General features: G+C 35.3%; 21 protein-coding genes. 14 read left to right on the top strand and 7 right to left on the bottom strand.

The window, feature by feature from the left end; translation table 11 throughout:
* From F3D3_RS25305 to F3D3_RS22480, 4 genes are all read right to left on the bottom strand, one after another.
* The coding region (locus tag F3D3_RS25305) for a transposase family protein (protein ID WP_374700102.1) at positions 1–160 on the bottom strand (160 nt) is incomplete at its 3' end.
* Between the two features lie 58 nt (positions 161–218).
* Positions 219–1,613 (bottom strand): branched-chain amino acid transport system II carrier protein, encoded by a 1,395-nt coding sequence (brnQ, locus tag F3D3_RS22490; RefSeq protein ID WP_069876686.1) that lies wholly within the window; start codon positions 1,611–1,613, stop codon positions 219–221.
* Between the two features lie 422 nt (positions 1,614–2,035).
* Positions 2,036–3,352, bottom strand: a complete 1,317-nt coding sequence (locus F3D3_RS22485) for a sigma-54 dependent transcriptional regulator (RefSeq protein ID WP_069876685.1) — start codon at positions 3,350–3,352, stop codon at positions 2,036–2,038.
* Entirely contained in the window at positions 3,327–5,366 is a 2,040-nt protein-coding gene (locus F3D3_RS22480) for a transporter substrate-binding domain-containing protein (RefSeq protein ID WP_069876684.1), read from the bottom strand. Before F3D3_RS22480 ends, F3D3_RS22485 begins: the two co-directional genes overlap by 26 nt.
* Positions 5,367–5,557: 191 nt before the next feature.
* On the opposite strand from F3D3_RS22480, the gene F3D3_RS22475 reads away from it, so the two are divergent.
* From F3D3_RS22475 to F3D3_RS22415, 13 genes are all read left to right on the top strand, one after another.
* A complete protein-coding gene (locus tag F3D3_RS22475) occupies positions 5,558–6,175 on the top strand; it encodes a class I SAM-dependent methyltransferase (RefSeq protein WP_069876683.1) in 618 nt (205 codons plus the stop codon).
* 29 nt (positions 6,176–6,204) lie between these two features.
* Complete coding sequence (locus tag F3D3_RS22470) at positions 6,205–7,656, top strand: MerR family transcriptional regulator (protein WP_069876682.1); 1,452 nt, start codon at positions 6,205–6,207, stop codon at positions 7,654–7,656.
* A 1-nt stretch (position 7,657) separates the two neighbouring features.
* Complete coding sequence (locus tag F3D3_RS22465; RefSeq protein WP_139132186.1) at positions 7,658–8,929, top strand: sensor histidine kinase; 1,272 nt, start codon at positions 7,658–7,660, stop codon at positions 8,927–8,929.
* Positions 8,926–9,777, top strand: a complete 852-nt coding sequence (locus tag F3D3_RS22460; RefSeq protein ID WP_069876680.1) for a DNA-binding domain-containing protein — start codon at positions 8,926–8,928, stop codon at positions 9,775–9,777. Before F3D3_RS22465 ends, F3D3_RS22460 begins: the two co-directional genes overlap by 4 nt.
* A gap of 168 nt (positions 9,778–9,945) precedes the next feature.
* On the top strand, positions 9,946–11,439 hold the full coding sequence (locus tag F3D3_RS22455; protein WP_069876679.1) for a sodium:alanine symporter family protein: 1,494 nt from the start codon (positions 9,946–9,948) through the stop codon (positions 11,437–11,439).
* A 239-nt stretch (positions 11,440–11,678) separates the two neighbouring features.
* On the top strand, positions 11,679–13,178 hold the full coding sequence (locus F3D3_RS22450; RefSeq protein WP_069876678.1) for a radical SAM protein: 1,500 nt from the start codon (positions 11,679–11,681) through the stop codon (positions 13,176–13,178).
* 15 nt (positions 13,179–13,193) lie between these two features.
* Complete coding sequence (locus F3D3_RS22445) at positions 13,194–14,684, top strand: hypothetical protein (protein WP_069876677.1); 1,491 nt, start codon at positions 13,194–13,196, stop codon at positions 14,682–14,684.
* Between the two features lies 1 nt (position 14,685).
* Positions 14,686–15,321 carry an RAMP superfamily CRISPR-associated protein gene (locus F3D3_RS22440; protein ID WP_069876676.1) on the top strand — a complete coding sequence of 212 codons (636 nt, stop codon included), beginning with the start codon at positions 14,686–14,688 and terminating at the stop codon, positions 15,319–15,321.
* Positions 15,318–16,904: a hypothetical protein gene (locus F3D3_RS24810; RefSeq protein ID WP_069876675.1), complete on the top strand. Its 1,587-nt coding sequence runs from the start codon at positions 15,318–15,320 to the stop codon at positions 16,902–16,904. The genes F3D3_RS22440 and F3D3_RS24810 overlap by 4 nt, the downstream gene beginning before the upstream one ends.
* On the top strand, positions 16,888–18,165 hold the full coding sequence (locus F3D3_RS22430) for an RAMP superfamily CRISPR-associated protein (RefSeq protein ID WP_069876674.1): 1,278 nt from the start codon (positions 16,888–16,890) through the stop codon (positions 18,163–18,165). Before F3D3_RS24810 ends, F3D3_RS22430 begins: the two co-directional genes overlap by 17 nt.
* Complete coding sequence (locus tag F3D3_RS22425; protein WP_069876673.1) at positions 18,162–18,545, top strand: hypothetical protein; 384 nt, start codon at positions 18,162–18,164, stop codon at positions 18,543–18,545. The genes F3D3_RS22430 and F3D3_RS22425 overlap by 4 nt, the downstream gene beginning before the upstream one ends.
* 3 nt (positions 18,546–18,548) lie before the next feature.
* Positions 18,549–20,450: a TIGR03986 family CRISPR-associated RAMP protein gene (locus tag F3D3_RS22420; protein WP_069876672.1), complete on the top strand. Its 1,902-nt coding sequence runs from the start codon at positions 18,549–18,551 to the stop codon at positions 20,448–20,450.
* A gap of 6 nt (positions 20,451–20,456) precedes the next feature.
* Positions 20,457–21,818 (top strand): hypothetical protein, encoded by a 1,362-nt coding sequence (locus tag F3D3_RS22415; RefSeq protein WP_069876671.1) that lies wholly within the window; start codon positions 20,457–20,459, stop codon positions 21,816–21,818.
* A gap of 21 nt (positions 21,819–21,839) precedes the next feature.
* On the opposite strand, the gene F3D3_RS22410 is transcribed toward F3D3_RS22415, so the two are convergent.
* On the bottom strand, positions 21,840–22,805 hold the full coding sequence (locus F3D3_RS22410; protein ID WP_069876670.1) for a WYL domain-containing protein: 966 nt from the start codon (positions 22,803–22,805) through the stop codon (positions 21,840–21,842).
* Entirely contained in the window at positions 22,783–24,039 is a 1,257-nt protein-coding gene (locus F3D3_RS22405) for a WYL domain-containing protein (protein ID WP_069876669.1), read from the bottom strand. The genes F3D3_RS22410 and F3D3_RS22405 overlap by 23 nt, the downstream gene beginning before the upstream one ends.
* A gap of 56 nt (positions 24,040–24,095) precedes the next feature.
* On the opposite strand from F3D3_RS22405, the gene cas6 reads away from it, so the two are divergent.
* A complete protein-coding gene (gene cas6 / locus F3D3_RS22400) occupies positions 24,096–25,037 on the top strand; it encodes a CRISPR system precrRNA processing endoribonuclease RAMP protein Cas6 (RefSeq protein ID WP_069876668.1) in 942 nt (313 codons plus the stop codon).
* 117 nt (positions 25,038–25,154) lie between these two features.
* Here the strand turns inward: cas6 and F3D3_RS24485 are convergent.
* On the bottom strand, positions 25,155–25,427 hold a 273-nt coding region (locus F3D3_RS24485; protein ID WP_242877191.1), incomplete at its 5' end, for a DUF6075 family protein.

The following is a 25,427-nucleotide window of genomic DNA, read 5'->3' as shown; positions in this document are numbered from 1 at the left end:
ACCATTCTTTTTTTGCCTCTACAAAGGATTCTACTTCTATCCAGGTATTCGCATTTGCAATCGTTGCAATCACTGTTGTAAAGATTATTTCTATCAGCTTATGTTTTACTTTCCACTCTTGTCTAAAATCGCTTACATTTTCAAATGCACTTTTAAACATTGTTTTGTCCATATGAATTCTCCTCCAGAGTTTTTTTCCTCTAGTATTGAATTCGACATTACTTCTCTAATTCCTTTTTGTAATTATTACCATTTATTCCTTCTGCATTTTCGCATTCACTTTTCCTAAAATACTCTACATTTTTTTCATGCGATAGCCGTGGCATAATGTATTCTCCTAGTAACCCAAATGCGAGTGAAAAGGTGAGTGCTGGAAGAAGCCAAGCGAAGCCGTACTTTGCAAGTGGCAAGTATTCTACAATCTTATAGACGGGTTCGAGTAGCGTATTGATAAAACCTAAATTTAATGCTTTAAACGCATCGACGGCACCTACTAAACCAGCGCCCCAAACAGCGCCTTTGTGCATTGCCGCATAAGGTAAAAAGCGGTCGAGCAGATTGAACACAATCAGCACCATAGCAATCGGATAGACAAAGACTAAAAGTGGTACTGCAATTTCTACGATCGTATCCACACCCACAACACTCATCACAGTACTAAAGATACAGACGAAGATAACGGTAGCTTTGTAAGGTATTTTGCCTCCTGACACGTGTTCAAAAAAATCACCCGCAATAGCGGTCAAACCGATTGAAGTTGTCAGACAAGCTGCTGATACGGCAACTGAAATTACTAGAAGACTATTCGGTCCTAACGCAGCTTGAGTAATTTTTAAAATAAGTGCGGTTCTGCTGATCTCTGGCGTGACACTTGTGCTAATGGTTGCACCTAAGTACATGAGACCTCCGTAAATCAAAAGGAGAATTGTGCCTGACATAAGCCCTGCTATTGTGGTCATTCTAAATTGTCTTTTAGAATCCGTGTAACCTTTCTCAACTAATGAAGAGAGAATAATACCACCTACAACAATCGCTACAAGTGTGTCCATGGTCTGGTATCCTTGCAGAAATCCGTAAGAAAAAGCGTTTTCAAGCTTAGATGCAACTGGCTGTGCAACAGGATGAAGTATGCCCCCCACAATGATGGTGCCAATAACAACTAAAAGTATGGGTGTCAATATTTTGCCGATCTTGTCGATAATACCAGACGGTTTGATCACGAAGAAGAGGGTCACTGAAAAATAAATTATAGAGACCAAAAGCGGATTAACGGAACCCAGTGGTGCCACGCCAATTTCATACACAGTTGCGCCTGTTCTTGGAATTGCTAAAAGTGGTCCAATCGCTAGTACCACTATAGAACCAAATACAACTGCGAATTTTGGCCCAACTTTTAAGGCCAGTTCGCTAATCGTTCCACCCGCTTTAGAGACAGCTAAGACCCCAAGAACCGGTAAACAGATACCCGTAATAAAAAAGCCAAGTAAACTGAATAACCATTGATTGCCACTGGTTAAACCGATAGCAGGTGGGAAAATTAAATTGCCAGCACCAAAAAACATTGCAAAAAGTGCTGCCCCAAGTACAATTGAATCTTTCGTTTGTCGCTTCATGAAATACCTCCCTATTATAGTTGCCTTATAATAGAGCAAAACATATGCCAACACGGTAAGACAGAAGAAAAAAGCTTCGCACAGCAGTTTGCTGTTAATAAAATAACACGAAAATAGGTTGAATTGTCATTTATTTCAGATAGAAATAAGACTAAAACGAAACAGTTGTTACGGATTGGAAATCATTAAAATGTGCTTTGAAAAAGACCAAATTTCAATAATTCAGATGAGAAAGTGTGAACGGAATGAGCCCTAATATAATTTAAAAATTCTGATTATTGACATGCTAGATAAAATAAAATTCAATTTATGGTTGTTAAATATATATCAAATGCTATAAGGCGATTTTAGAGGGAAACTTTTCTTGATAATAAAAAAGCGCGAAATTAAATTCGCGCTTGGTGGAAAAAATATTCGCAGGATTACTTTTTTTCGATTTCAAAAATCTTGATTTTATTTTGAAGCTGTCTTCGTGTAATTTTAAGGATTTCAGCTGTTTTAGTGACATTGAATTGATTTTTTTCAAGGAGCGAGGTAATATAGCGCTTCTCAAGGGCGTTTCTGAAATCTTTGAGGGGCTGGTCATCAACATTGGGGGTCAGAACATCATTTTTTAAAAAGAGATGCTCTGCATTGATGATTTCTTCATCGCTGAAGACGACAAGTCTTTCCATGATATTTTTGAGTTCTCTCACATTGCCTTTAAAATCATAGGCAAGGAGGTGTTCCCAGACTTCATCTGTGATGGTGTGTACGGGTTTTTGCATTTGCTCAGATGCAATTTTGACAAAGTGTTCTGCAAGGGGACGGATGTCTTCCTTGCGCTGTCTAAGTGGGGGAATGGCGATCTCAACCGTGTTGATTCTGTAGTAAAAGTCCTCTCTGAAACGCCCTCTTTCCACCATGTCTTTAAGTGAACGGTTGGTAGCGGTGATCAATCTAAAGTCCACAGGTCTGTTCGTATTGCTGCCCAGTCTTTCGATGGACCTTGTTTCGACAACTCTTAAAAGTTTAACTTGGATGGAAAGTGGCAGATCGGCGATTTCATCTAAGAAGAGTGTACCGCCGTCAGCAGCTTCGAAGCGACCAATGCGTTCTTCTGTGGCACCTGTATAGGCACCTTTTTTATGGCCGAAGAGTTCCGATTCTAAAACACTTTCTGAAAGCGCTTGACAGTTCACGGCAACAAAAGGCTTACCAGCCCTTTCGCTTTCGTTATGAATGAGGTTGGCAAAGACTTCTTTACCGGACCCAGATTCACCGATGAGTAAAATGTTAACAGGTGTTTTAGCAGCTTTGATCGCCATGTTGATCGCACTTTGGTAGTCTTTGTTAAGCGTTTTGATCATCGGGTTATAGACTGAATTTATCACGTGACCCGCCTTTAAAATCGTCTTGATTTCATCGATGAGCGATTCTATAGGATTGCCTTTGACATAATAAGAAGAAGCGCCTATTTTCATTGCTTGAACGGCATTTTCAACGGTGGCATACGCAGTCATCAAGATGACTTTTGTCCCGTAGTGATTCTCTTTAATGGCTTCAAGTAATGTGATCCCATCTGTTTTTCCAAGCATGAGGTCAGTGAGGACGAGGTCGTATAAATTTTTAGAGAGTTGTACCAGTGCTTCTTCTGCAGAATAGGAGACTGTGACAAGGTAACCTTCCAGCTCTAATATTTCTTTTAAGCCTAGTGCGTAATCTTTTTCATCTTCAACGATCAGGATGGGATGATTCATGAGCAATCTCCTTTTGTTCCGTATTTAGAGTCAGTTTGAAACAAGTGCCAGAGCCACTCGTTTCATCGACACTTATGTGGCCGCCGATTTTTTTGGCTTCATTATAGGCGATGTAGAGACCAAGACCCGTGCCTTTGCCCTGTGGTTTCGTGGTAAAAAAAGGATCGAAAATCGTATCGAGGTGTTCAGGCGCAATACCAAGACCTGTATCTTTAATCGTGATGATTAGAAAAGGCGAAAGGGATTCAGCGACTATGGTAAGTGTGCCACCATCGCCACCCTCTGCCATGGCATCTTTAGCGTTATCAATGAGATTGATGAGTATGTGCTTTAGGGGTTCTGGATAAAGTGAACTTTCAAGTTCAAAGGGAACCTTTAAAACGACCTTAATATTTTGGTCTTTAAAGACTTTTTCATTAAGCTTTAGGAGATCTGAAATAAAGGCTTTGATGTTTAAGGTCATGCGCTCATAATCGGAAATCCTTGAAAAGTTCAATAAGTTATCTATGATTTTATTGGCACGAGTAGTGGCATTTTCAATCGTTTCTACAGATTTAAGCGCCTTTTCATCAGTCGACATTTTTTTTAGCAAATATGCTGAATTTCGGATGATGCCAAGTGGCGTTCTTATTTCATGAGCAATACCAGCTGAGAGCTGACCTATAGCGGCCATTTTACTGGATTGACGCAATTGTTGTTCGCTGAGTTTCAGTTCGGTAATGTCCTCGAACATGAGCAGGATACTATTGAAATGCTTCATATCTGGCTCAAGTGGATACGCCTGTACAGCAAACAAGCGGTTTTGAAACTGGACTTCACGCCGGTTGATCTCTTGGGTTTCTAAACAGGTTTTAACAGGGCAATCTGTGCAAACTGTACCGAGAAGCCCCTCTATCGCGTGACAGTGCTTGCCAATGACGTCTTGGCGTTTTAAGCCAATAAACTGACAAAAGGTGTGGTTGGTTTCTACCACATGGCAGTTTTCATCCACAAGAAGTAACAAATGATTCGTAAGGCCGTTAAAAGTGGTTTCGAGAATATTATTCGATTGCCGCAGTGCATAAGTTTGACGAGAAACTTCTATTTTGAGCTCAGAGTTCCATAAGTAAAAGAACAAGCTGATTAAAAGTATAATCAACAAGGCGTATTGTATAAGTTTCGTGATGGACTTTGAACTGTCATCTTTTGTAATTAGGGGAGACCATTTTTTGCTGATCAGCGTCATGGTTTGTTTGCGTTCAAGGCGCTTTATACTTTTGTTGAGAATGCTCAGGAGTAGCGCATTACCCTTTGGCACGCCGAAAACGGCTTCTCTTTCATAGAGTGAAGCGTCAAGCATTTTAAAACGGTTCGCGAGATTTTCATTTACAATATGGTAGTGTAATACGGATTCTTCGCCTAGAACTGCATCTACTTTGCCAAGCGTGAGCGCTTCTACTGCCTGCTTTAAATCGTTGTATTCACAAATCGTGACGTTTTTATAAGTTGCTTTGACATGCTCGATGACATAATCGTCTTTTATGGCGGCTATCGTCGTACCCTCTAGCTCATCTAAAGTATGGATTTTATCTTGAGAGCGGTTGACTAGGACGGAGCCACTTTGATGATACACCGGGATGGTGAAATCGAAATATTCAGAACGCGCTTTTGACGGATGCATGTCACAAATATCTATGGTGCCTTCTTTTAGAGCATCTAGGGCTTCATGCCAGAGCATGGGATGCGTTTTGATATTGACACCAATTTCAAGGGATAGAGCGTTTAGATAGTCAATGATAACGCCTTCGTACTGCCCTGATGCATCGTTGACGCTTTTTAAAGGGGGTGCGTTGTAGTCGGCGCCGTAGTTGAGGACGCCTTTTTCTTTTAAATAGGTCAATTCTTCATCCGTGAGGTTCTGACCATCGAAATAATAGCTATAAATGCTGACGCCGTATTCAACTGTATAATAACTATTCACGAGCAAAAAGACGATGATGCTCGCGAGTGAGAACATAATGATTTTTTTGATCATACACACTCCTTATAACTTAACCATGCCTATCATATCAAAAAAATGACTTTGTGCATACTTTAAAAAAGGGTTTATTTTATCTGACAAACGATTTTTATACCCCAATTCTATACTTTGCGGCTGAATTATAGTAAGATAACAGTATGTAAAGAGCGCTTGTATTGTAAACATAAAATCAGGGAGGACAGCAAATGAATTTAGAAATTTTCAATCAAATTCCGTTGTATCGATTTTTACAGTATTGTGAGAACGCTGTGCCTGAATCAGAAACTAAAACCATTTTAGACTGTGGTGCTGGAGGTTGTAGACCGCCACTTAGTTTGTTTTATGCTTACGGTTATAAAACCATTGGCATTGATTTAGAGTCAGAACAAGTTGAAAGTGCGAATGCGTATGGACATCAAAATCAACAGAGCTTAAATATTATTGAAGGGGATATGACAGACCTGAAATTTGAGGATGCTTCATTTGATTTTGTTTATTCTTATAATTCAATTTTCCATATGAAAAAAGTACAGATCAAAAAAGCAATTCAAGAAATGAAACGCGTATTGAAACCGGGAGGGCTGATGTTCGTTAATTTTTTATCTGTGGATGATTTTAGATGTGGTGAAGGCCCTGATTTAGGGGATCATCAATATGAGCAAATGGATGACGAACCCGTTATTCATGCCTATTTTGATTATGATGAGGCAGAGCCGTATTTTGAAGATATGACGTTTGTTTTAAAAGAAAGACGTGTTATTGAAAGAATTTATGAAGGCGAGCGTATCCAACAAGGGTTTATAGATTATATTCTAAAAAAATAAGTTCTAAAATGCAGAGGAGGAAGACCACCATGACACTAAAAGACATTGAACTGCAAACGGGTATGGATCAGGCTAATATACGTTTTTATGAAAGCGAAGGTCTGATTACCCCTAAGAAATTAGACAATGGAGATCGGTATTATTTAGAAGAAGAATTGCAAATTTTATTGCGTATAAAATTGCTCCGCAGTTTACATATCTCTCTTGATGAGATCAAGGCACTTAGATATGGCAATAAGGGGTTGATGGAAACCCTTTCAACTCAAATAGAAATTTTAAAAAGTGAAACTCAAGCCGTTATGCCTGCAATTGAGGTGTGTCGTACTCTACAAGAGGATCAAATGACTTTTGATGAACTGGATGGACAAAAGTATCTTGAGCTTATGCAGCAGATCAGAGGTTATCCAGAAAGCGGATATGTGAAGGCAGATGAGGATGAATTGTCTCAGGTGTTTCATCCATGGCGCAGGTATTTTGCCAGGATAACAGATATCTTTGTATACAGCTCAATTTGGATGGCGGTATTAATCTTTGTCCTTCATGTGAGTATGATCAGAAGAGGATCGCTGTGGGATATATTTGACACTTTTGTGGCGGTTGGCATCATGATTTTTGTAGAACCTTTGTTACTGAATCGGTTTGGAACAACTTTTGGGAAGGCTATATTTGGACTTAGGATAGAGACTTCTGAGGGTCAAAAGCTTTCTTATAAGGCGGGGTTTGATCGAACTTGGCATGTTATAGGGGCTGGATTGGGTTATAATATCCCAATCTATAGTCTTGTAAGACTTTGGAAGAGCTACAAGCTGTGTCAAGAGAAAGAAGCACAACCTTGGGATCGCTACATTGCTTATACCATTAAGGATACAAAGTGGTATCGGGGCATGGGCTATATCGGCGTCAACGTTGCCCTATTTGTACTTTTGGTTGTAATGATGATGAGTCAATTACTGCCCCCTAATCGAGGCGATTTAACCCAACTGGAATTTATAGAAAACCATAATTACTATGCGCACTATTTTGGGATGAGTTTCGGCAATAAAGTTTTAAATAAGGACGGGGAATGGGTGGATAAAGTTGCTGAAGAAGGGACGATCTATTATGACTATGGTTATTTAGAAATGCCTCAATATGTATATTTGATGGATAACGGGGTTGTAAAAGGGGTTTCCTTTGAGGTTATGATCGATGAACCTAAACAAATTCTATCTTCTTACGATGCACATTTACTTTTATCCTCTCTTGCTTTCGCTTGTGCACAAGATGAAATGACTTTGTTCTCTAAATTGCAAGAGCGTATTGCAAGCCAAATAGACGATCACACTTTTGAAGATTTTCACTTTACAGAGGCTGGGATTGAATTTGATTGTCAGATAGAATACACAGGGTACGAGGATAGGGCTGCTCATTTTTTATTCTCAAATGAAAGTGCAACAGAACACGCCTTTAAGCTTATATATTCAATGAGACAGGTTGACTAAAGTGACTAGAAAAAATATTTTAAGGATGCTATTAAGCGCCTTTGCCGTGTCGATTGCATCCACTTTTCATTTAGCGATGTTTACGGAAGGCTTTATTATCAGCTTAGCAGTTGTGATATTGCCATTTTTACTCTATCTAAATTTTGATATTAAATCTTATTATATCTGCGCAGCGGTGGCTGTTATATCGCCATTGATTAGAGGCATAATCCTTTTGAGCGAATATGAGGTAAGCCATGCATTTTGCTTAGTCCTGCCAGAGATGTTTTTTTATGTAGTTTACGGGATTGTTTTCTATCTAGCGTATCAGAAAAATCAGCTTAAAACTTTTAATCGATTACTTGTGGTATCGTTTTTTTGTGATTTGAGTTCAAATTTTGTTGAAATCCTTATTCGAGTTGGTTATACAACGATCACTTATAAAGAATTTAGTATCTTAGTTTTGGTTGCCTTCATGAGAGTATTCATATTGTCCGTGTTCATTATTTCAATAAAGTATTATCAATCTTTTTTAAATGAACAAAGTCATGAATTGCGTTATAGAAATTTGCTCTCTATGGCCTCAACTTTCAAAAGTGAAATTTATTATATGAAAAAAAATATGGATCGAATTGAATCAGTAACACAATACACTTTTAGCGCTTATAAAGCCATAAACGAAGCGCATGGAGACCCGAAAACTCAAGAAGTTCTTTTAGAAGTGGCAAAAGATATTCATGAAATTAAGAAAGATTATTTACGGGTTATACAAGGGATCGAACAAATATATCCAAAGCAATTGGAACTTGAAGAAATGTCTGTAAGTGAAATTTTGAAAATTCTTGTGGCAAATACAAAAGAGCAGTTACAAAGTGACAATAAGAACATCGCAATTCACCTCGCTTTAAAAGATGATTTTAATGTTAAATCGCATTTTCTCTTGATGTCTGTGCTTGGAAATCTTATTCAAAATGCAACAGAAAGTATGACGCATCAATCAGGTGGTTATGTTGAAATTATCTGCGAACTGCGGGCTTATAAGGTTTTACTGTCGGTAAAGGATAATGGAGAGGGGATTCAACCTGAAGTTTTGAGTCATATTTTTAACCCAGGTTATACAACCAAATATAATAATAAAACAGGTGATATGAATCGCGGTGTTGGCCTTAGTGTTGTAAAAAGTATTGTAGAGGAACAATTTAAAGGCACTATTTCTGTGAAGTCTAAAATTGAAAAAGGCACTAAATTTATGATTAGTATCCCTAAAGATTTATTAGAAGGGGGACTTTTATGAGATTTTATATTGTGGATGATGAGATTAATATCTGTTTGATTTTGAAGCACATTATTGAAAAAAATAAACTTGGTGTTGTTATTGGATATGAAATGGATAGCATTAGCGCCCTTGAAGAAATCTTAGAGGATATGCCGGATATCATTTTAGTAGATTATCTCATGCCTAAACTAGATGGAAATTCACTCATTAAAAAGATTTCAAAAGAAAATTCAAAAGTGCGCTTTATCATGATTTCTCAGGTGAGTGATGTTACGCTCAAAGAAGATGTTTATAGTTCTGGAATTGAGTTTTTTATTCAAAAGCCCATCAATGTAATTGAAGTTGAAAGTGTGATTAAATCAGTCGTTGAAATGGTTTCATTGACTCAAAAGTTTGAAGTCTTAAAGGCTTTTATTTCAGAAGAATCCGATCAGACGGCTCAGCAGCAAGATAAAATTCAGAACACTTGTCATAATGAATTGGAGATCATTAAAAGAATTTTAAGTGATCTTGCAATATTAGGCGAAAAAGGTGCTTTGAATCTAATGGCGATTTGTGAATGTAAATTGGCAGTACAAAAGGGTTGTGCTTTTACAGTTAATGATTACAGTTTGCAAATTAATGAAAACGTAAAGATTGTAAAACAAAGAATAAGGCGTGCTATTTTAGTGGGACTTAGAAACTTAGCACATATTGGAATTGAAGATAATCTCAATGACTGTTTTCTAAAATACGCGAATAAATTATACGATTATAAAGATATTTGGCTTGAAATGGAGTTCATCAAGGGTAAAAAGAAAACGGGTGGCAGAGTAAATGTCGATAAATTTATTGAAAATTTAGTTTTATTATCAAAAATTTCATAAACCCTTGAAGCACAATGAAGCATCATGAAATCCCTTATCTATACTGTAAGAGTCGTATAGGTAAAGGGTTTTTTTGTTGTTATGAATTTTATAGCAGGGGGTGATTTGTAGGTTAGTCTGTAAAATTATGAAAATGTAAATAAAAAAAATATCATGTAGGGGGAGAATATGGACTTATTAGAATTATCATGCAAAGTGGCTGGAATTTTATGGAGTAAACCTTTAATTTATCTGTGTCTAGGCGCAGGTATCTATTTTTCGATTTTAACAAGATTTCCTCAAATTCGATTGATTAAAGACATGGTTAGAGGATTATTGAGTGGTAAAAGTTCTGAAAGTGGTGTGTCTTCTTTTCAAGGATTTGCAATGGCTTTAGGTGGACGTGTTGGCACAGGGAATATTGCAGGTGTTGCAACAGCAATTTTTTATGGCGGTCCTGGGGCTATATTTTGGATGTGGACGATTGCCTTTCTAGGGGCTGGCTCAGCTTATATAGAGTCTGCTTTGGCACAGGTATGGAAGGCAGACATCGCAGGGGATTATAGAGGGGGTCCTGCTTATTACATTGAGAAGGGTTTAAAGAATAAAGCTTTCGCCGTTATTTTTGCAATATCAGCCGTTATTGCCTGTGGCTTTACGGGTCCTGGCGTTCAAGCTTTTAATATAGCGGATTCTGCTAAAAATGCATTCGGCATTGCGCCGTTGTACACGGGTCTATTTGTTTCTGTACTCTATGCGATTGTCATCTTTGGTGGCGTAAAAAGGATTGGTAGATTTGCTGAAATAGCAGTGCCTTTTATGGCGATTAGTTACATTATCGTCGCTTTAGCGATGATTTTTATAAATTTCAAGATGATTCCAGAAATGTTTTGGCTGATTATCAGTTCCGCATTTAATTTAAATGCTGTCTTTGGTGCTGTCTTCGGCATGGCGATTATGATGGGGGTAAAACGAGGTGTATACTCCAATGAAGCGGGTCAGGGGACTGGTGCGCAAGCGGCTGGGGCAGCAGAGGTCTCGCATCCTGCTAAGCAAGGACTCGTTCAAGCGTTTTCTGTTTATATTGATACACTTTTTGTTTGTAGTGCAACGGCATTTATGATTTTATCGACAGGCGCTTATAATGTAGCAAACCCAGCAGGTGGTTTTATCGTTGAGAACTTACCGAATGTGATGGTGGGGCCTGCGTTTACACAAGCGGCTATAGATACGATATTTCCAGGATTTGGAGGGCCATTTATAGCAGTTGCATTATTCTTCTTTGCATTTACAACGCTACTGGCGTTTGCTTATTATGCAGATTCCAATATCGCTTACTTAGCCAAAAACAGTAAAAACCTCAAATTGATTGAAAACGTTGTCAAGGCTACGATTGTGGTCATGGCACTTTATGGGTCCGTAAGAACTTCTGACTTTGCTTGGAACTTAGCAGATATCGGTGTGGGGTTAATGGCATGGATTAACATCATTGCCATCCTGTTTCTTACAAAACCAGGCGTTGCAACCCTTAAAGATTATGAAGCGCAAAAGAAGATGGGGTTAGATCCTGTCTTTATACCAGAGCGAATTGGTATTGATAATGCTGAAATTTGGCATTCAATTGTGGAGCGCAATTACAAAGAACAAGCGATTGCGCTGGAAAAAGCGACACAAAATAGATAGATAAATGTACGGTCTCCCCACAATCTACACACACCCTTCGGGCTAGAGTCCTCGCTTGCGCTGCGGATAGCCCTTCTGGTGTGTGTAGGGTGAGGGGGGGATTTTTTTTTTATAAAAGAGGACCCGTATTTTGAAATTATGGTAGAATATAATTGACATATTTATTTTTAAGGAGAGGCTTGAAAATAAATTTTGAAAAGTAGATCTTGCTGTTTTTTTACCAATGATAAGGAGGTTCCATGTTATCTGAAAAAAGTTGGCGTATTTCCCTAACTCAACGCTGTAATTATAAATGCTTTTTTTGCCATGAAGAAGGTTCGGTTATGTCAAAAGAGAGAACTGTTATTGATGAGGATGTATTGTATGAGATGATTTTGGAGGGCATCCAAAATGGATTTGAACAATTTAACTTTACAGGAGGAGAACCTCTTTATGAAAAAAAAATTATAATTTCATTGCTTAAAAAACTTGCAGCAGAGGGTAAAACGCCTGAAATCACAATTGGAACTAATGGGACCATGATTGATGATCTGTTATTAGATGCAATGAAAGCTTATCCAGGTAAAATAAAGTTCAACTGTTCCATGCATGCTGTTGATGAGGAAACTTACTTAAAAATAATTTCATTAAGTCAAAAGGGTATTTTTAATCATGTTGTCGGGCATATTCAAAGAGCAGTAGAAATAGAAATACCAGTGAAGCTAAATTTTGTTTTATTAAAAGGTATAAACAATTCAAAAGAGTACATACAAAAAATATTTGATTTTGCAATAGAAAAACGAGTTCAAACTTTAAAGTTTTTAGAACTGCTTATTACGGACAAGTTGATTTATCTCTATGATTACTATTATGAAGTAGATTCAATAGCAGCTATGTTTCCTGATGATTTATATCTGATCTCAAATGAAATTAAAAGAAATGTCTATAGATATAAAGACACAGATTTGATAATAGAACTCCAAAAATGTCCGTGCAAAATGGGATGTAATACATGTCAGCAGGTAGCTGGAAGAATGCTGACTTCTGATGGGTATTATTTTCCTTGTTTTACACTTGTGAACAATGCTATAAAGTTAGATCAGTATACTCAAAAAGAAGCCTTTGCCAAAGGAGATCAACTGATTAAAACGATGGGTAGACGCTACAAGAATGGCAGCCCACTTATTATCCAAAAGATTCAACATATCAAAAAAAAGAAAGAGTACTATTACGAAGTGAACTCTACCGATCAAAATTTTGAAAGTTGGTGTGGGGTACTCAAAAATAAAGGCGCAAATTTAGTTATGAAGAGAACTTTTAAAGAAATTTATTTTAAACCTCAAATGCCTAATGAAGATTGGGATAAAAATCAAATGATTTTTAAGGTTTATCAAAACACTTATAATGGCTATAAGCATAATCATGTATTAGCATTCAATAAACTCATAGAAGAGGGGGGGCATATCTATACTGAAGTGACCTATTTAACTGAAAAGGAAGATGCTCGGATTGATGATTATGAAGAATTCGTCAAAAAAACATTTGAAAAGAAGATGGAAATCACAATGGAATGTAATTGGGAAATCAACTTTTTTGAGTATAAAGGGGTCCCATTTAGTGTAGGAGAGCACTTAGAAAGTGGTATGTGGACACTTTTATGTGAACAACCTTTTAACAGTGAAGAACTTCTTGGATTAAAGTCTTCAAATGTTAAAACAAACTTGATATCTTTTTTAGAAAAGCTAAAATTAAAAAATTAAAATAAGGAGATTATGATGGGCGCATTAATGGTAATGGAAGTATCAAAAAAACAGCATTATATTTTTAAAAGCAGAAAATTAAAGGATCATATCGGGGCTTCGCTGATAATTCGTTACATAACTGAAGAATTGTTTGAAAAAGAGGGGAGCCTTAATATTTCTGCCCTAGGAGGTCTTTTGGTCTTTAAAGGTGGTGGGAAAAGTTTGTTTTCATTTAATTCGACTGAACAGGCAGAGACGTTTATTGAAGCATATTCAAAACATGTTTTACAGGTCTATCCTGGAATAGAATTATTTATGTCTTGTGTCGATTACGATGAGAAGCAAGACTTTATAATTCATAAAATAGATGCACTATTTGAGAAATTGTCTCTTAAAAAATCGTATCGTAGATTTGCTTTTTCTCAAGTAGATTATGGTGTTAATCGTGTTTGTAAAGAAAGTAAAATGCCTGCAAACTACCTTAAATATATGGGAAGAGAAATTGTCAGTGCTGAAATTGCTAAGAAAATTGAGTTTGCTCAAAAAATGGAATCTGATCATGAATCCTTAAATTTTTTCAATCGATTGCTTCCTGAGCATTGTCAGTATAAAAGCCAACTTCAGGATAGAATAGATTCAATGAAAAAGATGATTGCAGTTGTTCACATTGATGGAAATAATATGGGGCAGAGGGTTTTAGAGATCAAAAAACGGTTTGAAAATTCGGACAGTCAATCTAATAAAACCTATTTGAATGAACTCAATCAGTTTAGCACTTCAGTAGAAGGTGCATACATCAGTGCTTTTAAAGAAATGCTTGAGCTTCTCAAATTAAATTTAAAAGAAAGTGCACAAAAGGGAACTGATGAAAAATTTGAATTACCAATCAGACCGTTAATTTTAGCAGGTGATGACATCTGTTTTATAACTGAAGGGGATTATGGAATTGAATGCTCTAGAATATTTTTAGAAAAACTTTATCAAAAAAAAGATTCTACGGGGGGAAATCTTACTGCCTGTGCAGGTATTGCAATCATTAAAGCTAAGTATCCCTTCTTTAGAGGCTATGAATTAGCAGAACAATTGTGCAAAAATGCTAAGAAATCTTTGGCAATTCATAAAATTGACGCTTCTGCATTGGATTGGCACGTCTCTTTTGGAGAAATAAGCAAATCAATTTGGGAAATTCGCGAGTTAGAATATGTCACGGATGAAGATAAAACGATTAAATTGAATCAAAGACCTTATGTATTAAGCAATACGGAAACCGTTGAATCCATTATGACAAAATATGAATCATTTATCGAATCCAAACGGACAGTTGATTATGTAACTAGGACCTCTAGAAATACAATAAAATCGTTGAGAAATGCTTTGAAAACAGGAACAAATGCTACAAAAGACTATTTTGAGATTTATCATGTCATCAAGGACAAAATGATGGCAGATGAATTTATTGATGGCGCATCAAGAAGTTTTGATGCTATTGAAGTAATGGATTTTTTTAAATTGTTGGAGGGATAGAATGCAATATGTAATGAAAATTGAACTTTTATCCGAGACAGTAATTGGCTCAGGAGTCTCAGTGCCCGGTAGTGTAGACAATGATATCATTTACAATGAAATAGGATTACCTTATATCAAAGGAAAAACCCTAAAAGGGAATCTAAGAGAATCGTTTGAAAATGTTCTTCAATGGTTAAAGTATGATCAAAATCAGGTGTACACGTTATTTGGAATGGAAGGTGTGTACAACCCTGAATATGGTATATTAAATATTTCAGACGGTAATTTATCCGAATCAGTCACCCATGCGATTCAAATTGCCATAAATGAAGAAACTCTATATCTTCAAGAGGTAAAATACGCATTGACAAATGAACGCTATTTTACTGAGATTGAAGAGGGTGTGGCAAAAAGTAACAGCTTAAGATCTGTTAGAACAATAGAACCGGGAATAGAATTTTTTTCTAAATTGCAGATAAATCGGACATTATCAGAGCTAGAAGAATGTCTATTAGCAGCCTCAATAAGTATTATTAAAAATATTGGTTTAATGAGAAGCAGAGGAAAGGGAAGCGTTGAGTGTACCCTTTATAAGAATGATGAGAACATTACAAGGCGTAGTATTGAAATACTAGAAAGGAGGCTAGGATTATGACCCAATATATTGAAATAGACATTGAACTTATAGATAACGTTATTGTTGGTGATTTTGCTGGACAAGAAGATATGTTGTCTTCCTTAAGTTATCTTTCTGGTTCGGCAATACGTGGCGCTTTGATTTATAAACTTCTAGAGGATCAAAGGTATTCTGAAGATGTGGTATTCAATAAAATAATTACAAATGACGTCATTTTTTTTAACGCCTATAAAATAAATGAAGGCAAAAGAGGGCTTCCGGCACCAATGTGTTTTGCGACGAATAAAGCAAAACAGAGAATACAAGAAAATGCTGAAATTTATAATATTTTATCAGGTGAAGAAACTCACAGCGATGAGCAAAGAGTTCGAATAAGCGCAGGCGATTTTATTGGAAATAAAGGTACTGCACTCTATTCTGTCAAAGTAAATAAAAATGAATCTTTGCATATAAAAACAAAAGAAAGAGCCAATCGCGAATCTGGTAAAAAATCAGAAATGTATAGGATTGAATCTATTGAAAAGGGACAATGTTTTAGAAGTTACATTGCGGTACCTTCAGAAGAAGTTATGGAAATTATTTTATCCATTCTTCATAAGGAGATGTCTTTATTTATAGGGGCATCAAGAGGTAATGGCTATGGTCACTGTAAAATAAAAGGAATCAACATATTAGAGCATAATCCAGAAGATTTTTACTTGAAATCGAATCAACACTATTTTTATGTATATTATATGTCAGATTTTATATATGTAAATCAAATGGGAATCCATACGGGAATGTTCAGTGACGGGTTTATCAGTGAGAAACTTGGCGTAACTTGTACCCTGTGTGGCATTGCAACAGAAACCAAAATTATTACAGGATTCAATTCTAAAATTGGTGGGCGATTACCACAATTTATTGGAGCGAAAATGGGAACTGTTGTGAAATATGAATATACTGGAACATTAGAACTTTCAAAAGTACATGAATTTACAAATTCATCTTATGGATTAAGAGTACACGAAGGTTTTGGGCGTGTAGCAATCGTATCTGATTTTAATTATCAGTCAATACTTTATGGGGACAATACGAAACCATGGGCTGATCAGAAACTTGAATATAAGCTGTCTGGTTCTGATCAGAGGGTTTTGTTAAATATATCTAAGTCAATCTACTTATCTAGATTAAACATCTTAATAAAAAAGTCAATTCACAAATCGGGTTCGATCCCTTTAACGAACAGTAAAATGACTCAGTGGCAAATGATCTTTTCACAAATGAAGGCTGCTCAATATCAAGAGGGCATTAAATCTTTTGAAGATTTGAAGGCACATATTTATAAATCAAATAATCTTGATAAGAACCAAAAAATGAGCAGATTTATTGAACACATAATTGTGCAAGGCATAACGATAAATGATTTTGTTTTAAAAAGCAATTCACTTGAGTGTTTTCGGGAAATGAATATTTTGCCAGATAGAGTGATTCTCGGAGATTGTTCCTATGAACTACGAGATGAAGAAATCTACCAATGGAATCTTTATTATCTTGAACAGCTCTTGTATTTCAAGAGAATTGAAGAGAAAGGAGCCAAATCGTATGAAGTGGTTATCTGAATATCAAATTAAGATGGAAAACACATCCATATTGAGCATCAAAGATGGCGATGGTGATCTTTTAATACAGAGTACAACACAAAAACCATTGATACAAGGTAATAGTATTGCTGGTGGTCTGAGAGCCCTATTAAGTGAAACATACGAATGTGATATTATTGAAAAAATGTTTGGAAGTTCAAAAGATGAAACTGATTTTGGTAAAAGTAAAATTACCATTTCAGATGCACATGGTGCATACCTTCAAACTGAATCCAGAACACACGTTAAAATTGACTCGGCCTTGGGAATAGTAGATGTCAAAAATAATAGAGGGCAATTGATGACACAATCATTTCTTGTGCCTAATATTGAATTTGAATGGCAGTTAAAGATTGAAGCAGATTCAAAAGAAGAAATAGAACTTTATGAGACCATGGTGAATCAAGGACTTGCATCAATTCAACAAAACTTAATAAAATTCGGTTCAAAGAAAACATCTGGTGCGGGTGCTTTTAAGATTAATGAGGTTAAAAAAAGAAAAATTGAGCTTACAAATCCCAAATCGCTTATTGGATATCTCAAGAATGAACTGCCATTTGACAAATTGGATATGGTGTTGTTTGATCAATTTCAGCCCGTTTCACATGAAGTGTTTTCTGTAGGCTTATGCACAGCCTCTCCGTTGCTGATTGGAGGCAACAGTTATTATGATTCTGAAAAACCGGATCGAATGAATATCAAAAATGGCCGAGGAAAGTATATCATACCTGGCAGCTCATTAAAAGGCGTTTTTAGACAGCATTGTGACAAACTTTCAATTTATTTTCATTGCCCCGAAATTGTGAATGAATTATTTGGTTCGGATAATGACGATATACAAACTGCTGGTAGAGTCTACTTTGATGATCTTATCATGAAAAATGTGAATGACAAGATCATTAGCAATAGAATCCATATAGATCGATTTACAGGTGGCGTTATGGAGGGTGCACTCGTCAGTGAACTTCCAATTGTAGGAACCTGTGATTTAAAAATCATCATGCATGCTCTTCCTGATAAAGATAAAAATAACAAGGCTGTGGGCTTAATTTTATTAGCTTTAAAGGACTTAGCAGATGGCTCATTAACTTTAGGTAGCGGTTACGCTATAGGCAGAGGTAGATTTTCTGGTAAAGTAATAAAACATAATGATACCATTGCGATTGATTTTGAAAAAAATGATAATACTTATGCTCTTGAGTATGTAAAAAAACTGAATACACAGGAGGGAAGAGTATGAAGCGTCTTAATTTGGAAACTTTTATAGCCAATAAAGTGTATCGAGAAGAAAAATATCAATATGTATTACTGTATTATTTTGATCGCATAATATTTGAACCTATAGAGTCTATTTCTGAAATTAGTTTAGAATATTTAATTCAAGGCTGGGTATTTGGACCCAAGCATCAAATTCAAATTTACAAAGATCATTCTGGTTTAAATGCATTTGAATTTGATGCGAAAAGGGATGGCGAGAATTTTCTAATGACTGAAGAGCAAATTCTCGATTCAAGATTTAAGCATCTAGGAAAGGCAATTGTCGTTAATAAGTATTATGTAAAAGATGAAGATGGTCAAGTCTTTATGGATTATCAGCAATTAGTAGACGTCGTGAGGTGATGAATGATGAGTAAAATGGGAAACCTATTTGATCAAGATATGTTGAAAAAGTTAGGACTAGATCAAAACAGTATCAAGGCAGTAAGCAAAGAAGAGATTGACGCCACTGTTAAATCACCCTACAATTTTGTCCGCTTTGATGAAAAGTTGGGTGCTGTAGCGGCATATTTAGATCAACTCCCCGCACATAATAGTATGGGAAATGGCATCTTTCAAAATGGATATGTGGCATTAGAATTAACAACGACAGCACCGCTCATTATATTGGATAATAATAAAGAAATGATGAAAAATCATCAAGGACAATATATTATTCCTGGAAGTAGTTTTAGAGGTCTTATTCGCCAAAATTGTCAAATTTTGAGCTTGTCTCACATTTCAGACGACATAGAAGGAAATAGGAAGTTGACGTACAGAGATTTGGCTACACGGTCTTCATTAAATGGAGATTATAAACGCATTTTAGGCATAAAATTGGATGGCAAAGTGAGTGTAGCGACTCATGTAAAAGCGGGGTATCTCCTACATGATGAAAGAGGCTATAGGATACAACCAGCAATTGAGCAAAACGGTAAAACTTTTTATCCGATTCATGAAGCTCAATTAAGAGCTTTATCTAATAACAACAGAAACATCCAGTTTATGTACAAACCAGGGAAGAAAATGTCAGAATTCCATGACTTTAAATCATTTAATACCTATTATAAAGAATACTTTTATAAAAACTTTAACAAAAATAATGATTATCAAGCCTATTTTAAAATGAATATAAGTTTTTCATTAAATGGGAACTCTGTAAAAGACATTGATTTTAATAAGGGGGACAGTGCGTTACTTTGTTCTGGGTTTATGCAAAGGAAGGCAAGACATACACTGGTGAATGCTGCAGATCATAATCAAGAAGCAATTGAAATCAGTCGTGATGATATTCTCTCCTATGAGGGATTTCTGAAAATGAATAAAATTGATAAAGCCTATTATGAACTACCTGAAAAAGGAAAAATTAAACCTTGTTTTTATATTCAATACAATGGAAAGCTTTATTTTGGTTTCACGCAATATTTGAGGCTTTTTTATGATCAACCTATAAAAGCAGGGATACCAAATCTGGGCATGATCAAAGAAGGCTATGATTACGTAGAGTCTATTTTTGGATTTTCAAACTCAGCACGTGAATCTGGCTATCGATCAAGAGTTAGTTTCTGTGATTTGACTTCTGAGCATGTAGAAGAATCAAAAAAAGAAATTTCTGTTGTGATGGGAACCCCTAAGCCAACTTTTTATAAATACTATCTTCATCAAAATGAAGCTAAAGGAACCACTTATAATCATCATAATTATCGGTTACGAGGTTATAAGCAATACTGGCTGAAATCGGATCAGGATCTATGTCCAACAGTGAAAAATGATAACCTTTTAACACGGTTTAAGCCAATAGAAAAAAATGCTCAATTCAAAGGTCGGATTTATTTTAATCAATTAACACAAGAAGAGATTGGTCTGCTACTTTGGGCAATAAAGGTAGAACCTAACTGTGAATATAATATAGGATTTGCAAAAGCCTATGGTTATGGCAGTTTTAAAGTATCGTCATTAACCCTTCATATTGAAGATGATGAACTTAAATACAAGGCTTGTAGATTGAGTGATTATACGAGAAATTATTCAGAATCAGAACAAGCTATGTTTACAAATGCATACAAAAAAGATTTGGAAAAGAAAACAAATAGAAAAATAGAAAATATTTTGTCTATTCAAGAATTTATAGGCATGAAAACTTACAAAGTAAAATTAAATGAGAAGCAAAGGTTTGTGTACTTATCTTTGGAAGAACATAAAAATGCAAAAAAATTACCAGTGATTGAAGAATATCAAGATAAATATACGACAAAGATAAAGGAGTGAGTTATTATGGAGAGAATTCTTTTTAGTTTTGTTGGCATGACTGATCCTATTAAAGGCTATCATGATGGGCCTCTGATTCATATTGTAAGACATTATCGACCGCAAAAGGTATATGCTTATTTTTCAAAAGAGACGGGCGATATTGAGCGAGAATTTGGGATATACAGTAAAGCAGTTCATTTAGTTGATCCAGATTGTATAGTGGAATCCCTTTTTTATGATGTTGTGGATGTTAGTGATTTTGATATCTTTTCGAAACATATAGTTGACATTTTTCGGTTAATTGAGAAGGAGAATCCTTTAAGTGAAATCTTGGTGAATATGACTTCTGGGACGCTTCAAATGATTTCTTCTACGTGTTTATTGGTTTCACATCTCAATATGAAATTCAGACTTATTCAAGTTAAAACACCAGAAAAATCTGCGAATAGAGACAAGCATCTACACTTTGATCCCAAAGTGGATCCTATTGAAGATTATTATGAGGGAGAGAATTTGGATGTGCTTGAGGGAAGTCCAAGTAGATGTCATGAGCTTCAAATATTGTCATATAAAAAGACTGTTATCAAATCACAGATCGAATCTCTTATAAAAGGATACGATTATGATGCTGCTGAAAAATATTTGATTAAAAATTCCAATCTCTTTGAAGCCGAAAATTATGAAAAAGCGATATCTCTTTTAAAACATGCAAGATTAAGGATCAACTTCGAATGTAAAGAGGCTGAGAAAATAGCCCAGAAACTTAACCTTAAAAAGGCGCTTTATCCAATTGATGATATAAAAGTTAAAATGATCGTTGAATATTATTTGATTATGAATCTTCAAAGGCAAAAAAAGGATATGAGCAGCTTTGTGCTTAAACTCTCACCACTTTCGGATGAAATCGCACGCTATATATTGATAGAAAAATTTGGAATCAATATCAGCCAAATTGCAATTAAAAAGAAGGATATCTATAAATTTGACCAACAGCGATCTGAAAATGAATTACCTGGGATCAGTGCATATCTGGATGAGAAATTTAAAGAAATGAACTTAGGCGTATTTTTGTGGGATAGACCTTTGAATTTTGCATCGATGATCAGTTTTGTTGAATATTTGCAAACATACAAAAAACCTTTAAATCATCCTGAGGTATTTCCGGAATTAAAGAAATGGCAGAATATTTCTAAAATTAGAAATATGACCGCACATACACTGACAGAAACAAGTGAACATTCTATTGCCACAGTTTATGGTGATAATTCTAAAAAATTGTGTTCAAGGATAGAATTTGTCCTTAAAGATATTTTTAAGGGGAAACTAAAAGAAGAAATATTTGCAATTTATGATAAAATAAACGAAATGATTCTAGAAGCTTTATAAAAATAAGGGCTAGGAAATCTCCTACCCCATGCACTGTTCAATTCGTTCAACTATTCTCTTTCTTATATGCTGAGGTTCTATGACTAGAATATGGCTTCCAAAAGATAAAATATCTTTAATGAGTTCAGCTTCATCTAATAAATAGTATTGCAATTCTATGATGAACTTATTTTTTTGGGAATCAAAATAGGATTCTTTTTCATAATGGGAAAACATTGAAAAACACCTTTCCATTATATATGAAATGTTATCAATTTCCAGAATGATTGGAGATTGTGATTTGCAGGAGAGAACCTCTGCCTCAATGATTTCCTTTGAATAGTCAAAATTATTCTCTTGAATCCATAAAGTCTTTAATTGACTGATATTGACCTTAACGGGTTTGTGATTCGTAAGAGAGAACATAAACAATCTGAATTTTGCGTTTAGTTTTGAATATTCAATTTTATAAGGTATAGAGGATTGTGATTTGAAATAGGTGCCGTCTTGAGCAACATAATCATAACCAATGATTTTTTGGCCCAAGATGGCCTTTAAAAGCGTTTGAAATGTTTCTATAAATTCTACGGAGTTTAGAGGATCATCGGTTTCGTGTGTACTCTTAAACTCAAAATTGCTGAGCTTAAGATTTTCAGGAAAATCAGATAAAGCTTGATCTAAAGTGTTGATAAGATTCTCGGGTAAAAAAAGTTTTATTTCAGGGGCGGTTAAGATCATTTTTAACCATTCTTTTTCTTGGAGACTGGGGATAATAGGGACCATTTTTTTTGATTTTGGGCTATATAATCCATCATTTAAGTCAAAAATTTCGGATTTGGAATCAACAATATCATCAAAAAATAGATTCTCGTTGAATCCCATCTTTTGAAGTGAATCTTCCAATTCTTTTTTAGTATAAGATCCTTGATTTAAAATGTCATTAATGATAAATGTTGTAACAGAAAACATTTTATTTTTATAAATGTTATAGAGATTTATATTTCTCAAGAGCCAACCTCCAGTCCGCTTTAATTTTAGAATTCAAGTCATGTTTATCGCTTTCTTGAACCTCAACTTTTTCACAGAAACTTTTAAACCATGGAATCATCTCATTGGGATCATTAACCTCAATTTGGTACAAATAGGTTGATGGATTAATTTGTTCTAGAGAGCCCCATTTACCTTCTTTACGAATCCTACGGAGGAGGTAGGTTTCTGTTTTAGAATTGATAAAAAAGAGTGCTTGTACAGATATTGTATCATGGTGAGAAAACTTTGTAGAAGTACTCCAGCTTTTGCCTAAAAAATTTTCTGAGGTAATAGAAATCTGTGTCGGCAAGTCTTTTATTTGTGTGATTTTATTAATTTTGTCCAGTCGCAAGAGCCTTTCGCTTTTTTGACCTAGTATCGTGCAGTGTGTGTAAACTTTACCACTATATCGGTCTGAGATTATTTTAAGGGGTATAATGATGAGTGTTTCTCTTTTATAATTGAGTTCTACGGATTGATGTTTTTCAATGGCGATAGATAAGAGATACATAATCTCATTCTCTAAAATTATATTTAAATGATTATGCTTAAATATAAAGGGTGAAGAGGACTGAAAATCAATGTTGTAATTGCGATTAAATTTGATGTAAAATTTCAAAGTATTTAAAAGAAAATGCCCAGGCATGGATAATGGCATTGTATTACTAAAAAATTCAATACAGTGAAACAGTTGAATCAATTGAGAAATCTCTAGATGTATAAAGGGGTCATCCGGAAGTTTGTAAAGAATTTCTGATGAATCTTTTATTAAATTGAGATACGCATATTCAGACATGCGTTTTAGTTTTCGACGAATTGTTTGAAGATCAACATCTGGGGGCATTTGATTAAGGATTTCATTAAGATTGAGACCTTCAGGGTTAGCATTTAATATTTGCAAGGTTCGAATGTATAACGTTATATCAATAGGTTTGTAACTCTTGGTATAGTAGGTTTCTGTTAGATAATTAGAGCATTTAAAGTAATCGTAGTAAAATGAAATGTATTTTCTATGATTGATGTACTTTTCTAAAATATATTCTTGGGGCAAAAAAACTTGAAGGCGTCTGCGTTCGTTATCATATTTGCGACTACTAATTTCTTGTTCGATAAAATCTTCACGAGAATAGTGCCCATATACAAAGAAAGTGCGCAGTGTCGTTCGGAGCGTATCATAATTTTTTATAAAGTCTTGGTAATTGCTTTTCCCCATGGTCATACCTCAATATTTTTTTTAATTATACCATAATTTATATTTGGAGGGGAATCATGTTTGGTGATTTTAAAATAGCACTCTATGAGTTTGAATACACAGCACTTCAAGATACACAGTTAAATGATTATCATGGGTCAATGCTTCGCGGTCTTTTGGGTAATCAGTTGAGAGCTTTATTTTGTAATGTTGAGAGCTCTCAGATCTGTGAAACGTGTTCTTTTAACAAAACTTGTTTATATGTGAAATTGTTTTATGGCATCAATAATCAGTTGCAATCAGATCAAAAGCTGAGTTCGTATAAATTGCCAAATCCATTTGTCATTAAACCCGTTATGCAAAATGTATGTAAAATAGAACGTGGCGGAATTTATAAATTTCAACTGTTACTTATAGGGGAGAGCACTTTACAATATGTGCCTTATTATATTATAGCTGCAAAGGAAATGACGACTTTTATTTTTAAAAACACAACTTTTCATTTCAAAATGACTAATATTCGTGATGTGGTCTCAAATCAAACGATTAATATGTCTCAAATTTCAAATGGTCATAATGGTTATCGAGTAGATGAGATAAATCCATTGATTGTCAGTGGCAATGTATGCGCGTTTAAAATAAAAACACCCCTTCGGATTCAAGTTAAAGGCAAACTGATCAATCAAATCTCTTTTGAAGTTTATTTTAAAAATGCGTTGAGACGAGTTACAATGCTATATGAATTATATCATGAGAAAAATATGAAGATGGATCATCTTAAAATGATAGAATTATCAAAAGCGATTCGATGTCTGGAGAGTAATCTTAAGTGGACAAAGGTTGAACGGTATTCTGTTTATAAAAACGAAAAAATAAGCATGGGCGGATTGATGGGAACGTGTAGCTTTGAGGGTGATTTTGCGCCTTTTATTGAAATTATGCAGTTAAGTTCATTAATACATGTGGGCAAGTCCTGCACCAATGGTGATGGGTGGATTGATATTGAATTTGTTAAGTGATCTAAATTGTTAATGCTATCCTGACCTGTCTCTCGTCTGCTCTTACGAGTTGACACTCACTTGCTCATATTCCTGTCAAGTGAATTACCAAAGGGGCTAGACATAGCCCCTTTGGTGTTAGTAGATTGAAAATCGCATGTTTATTGCACTCATTGCAAGAATTCTATTGGGTTCATCTAAGCGATAAAACAAATGATATGGTGATGTTTCTCCATCTTCGTATCCGTTGTATAGGTTGAAACCTAAACGGATCAAGGCTGTACTTCCCGATGAGAAGTCTGTTGAACCTTCTGTGAGACATAGATGTATTTGATGCCTCTTGAAATCATAAATAGCATCGCATTTCTTGTACAAATCCTGATTACCTGAAATCAGATAGAACAAGACGGA

Source organism: Fusibacter sp. 3D3 (assembly GCF_001748365.1).
Classification (GTDB): Bacteria; Bacillota; Clostridia; order Peptostreptococcales; family Acidaminobacteraceae; genus Fusibacter_A.
The sequence above is the reverse complement of the archived record's forward strand: the minus strand, read 5'-3'. Positions and strand labels throughout refer to the sequence as shown.

What these genes read in the sequence shown, in the direction of transcription:
- F3D3_RS24810 (WP_069876675.1), top strand. Translation starts at nt 15,318, where the DNA reads ATGACCCAATATATTGAAATAGACATTGAACTTATAGATAACGTTATT.
- F3D3_RS22475 (WP_069876683.1), top strand. Translation starts at nt 5,558, where the DNA reads ATGAATTTAGAAATTTTCAATCAAATTCCGTTGTATCGATTTTTACAG.
- F3D3_RS22480 (WP_069876684.1), bottom strand. Translation starts at nt 5,366, where the DNA reads ATGATCAAAAAAATCATTATGTTCTCACTCGCGAGCATCATCGTCTTT.
- F3D3_RS22470 (WP_069876682.1), top strand. Translation starts at nt 6,205, where the DNA reads ATGACACTAAAAGACATTGAACTGCAAACGGGTATGGATCAGGCTAAT.
- F3D3_RS22485 (WP_069876685.1), bottom strand. Translation starts at nt 3,352, where the DNA reads ATGAATCATCCCATCCTGATCGTTGAAGATGAAAAAGATTACGCACTA.
- cas6 (WP_069876668.1), top strand. Translation starts at nt 24,096, where the DNA reads ATGTTTGGTGATTTTAAAATAGCACTCTATGAGTTTGAATACACAGCA.
- F3D3_RS22405 (WP_069876669.1), bottom strand. Translation starts at nt 24,039, where the DNA reads ATGGGGAAAAGCAATTACCAAGACTTTATAAAAAATTATGATACGCTC.
- F3D3_RS22425 (WP_069876673.1), top strand. Translation starts at nt 18,162, where the DNA reads ATGAAGCGTCTTAATTTGGAAACTTTTATAGCCAATAAAGTGTATCGA.
- F3D3_RS22450 (WP_069876678.1), top strand. Translation starts at nt 11,679, where the DNA reads ATGTTATCTGAAAAAAGTTGGCGTATTTCCCTAACTCAACGCTGTAAT.
- F3D3_RS22460 (WP_069876680.1), top strand. Translation starts at nt 8,926, where the DNA reads ATGAGATTTTATATTGTGGATGATGAGATTAATATCTGTTTGATTTTG.
- F3D3_RS22455 (WP_069876679.1), top strand. Translation starts at nt 9,946, where the DNA reads ATGGACTTATTAGAATTATCATGCAAAGTGGCTGGAATTTTATGGAGT.
- F3D3_RS22430 (WP_069876674.1), top strand. Translation starts at nt 16,888, where the DNA reads ATGAAGTGGTTATCTGAATATCAAATTAAGATGGAAAACACATCCATA.
- brnQ (WP_069876686.1), bottom strand. Translation starts at nt 1,613, where the DNA reads ATGAAGCGACAAACGAAAGATTCAATTGTACTTGGGGCAGCACTTTTT.
- F3D3_RS22440 (WP_069876676.1), top strand. Translation starts at nt 14,686, where the DNA reads ATGCAATATGTAATGAAAATTGAACTTTTATCCGAGACAGTAATTGGC.
- F3D3_RS22445 (WP_069876677.1), top strand. Translation starts at nt 13,194, where the DNA reads ATGGGCGCATTAATGGTAATGGAAGTATCAAAAAAACAGCATTATATT.
- F3D3_RS22415 (WP_069876671.1), top strand. Translation starts at nt 20,457, where the DNA reads ATGGAGAGAATTCTTTTTAGTTTTGTTGGCATGACTGATCCTATTAAA.
- F3D3_RS22420 (WP_069876672.1), top strand. Translation starts at nt 18,549, where the DNA reads ATGATGAGTAAAATGGGAAACCTATTTGATCAAGATATGTTGAAAAAG.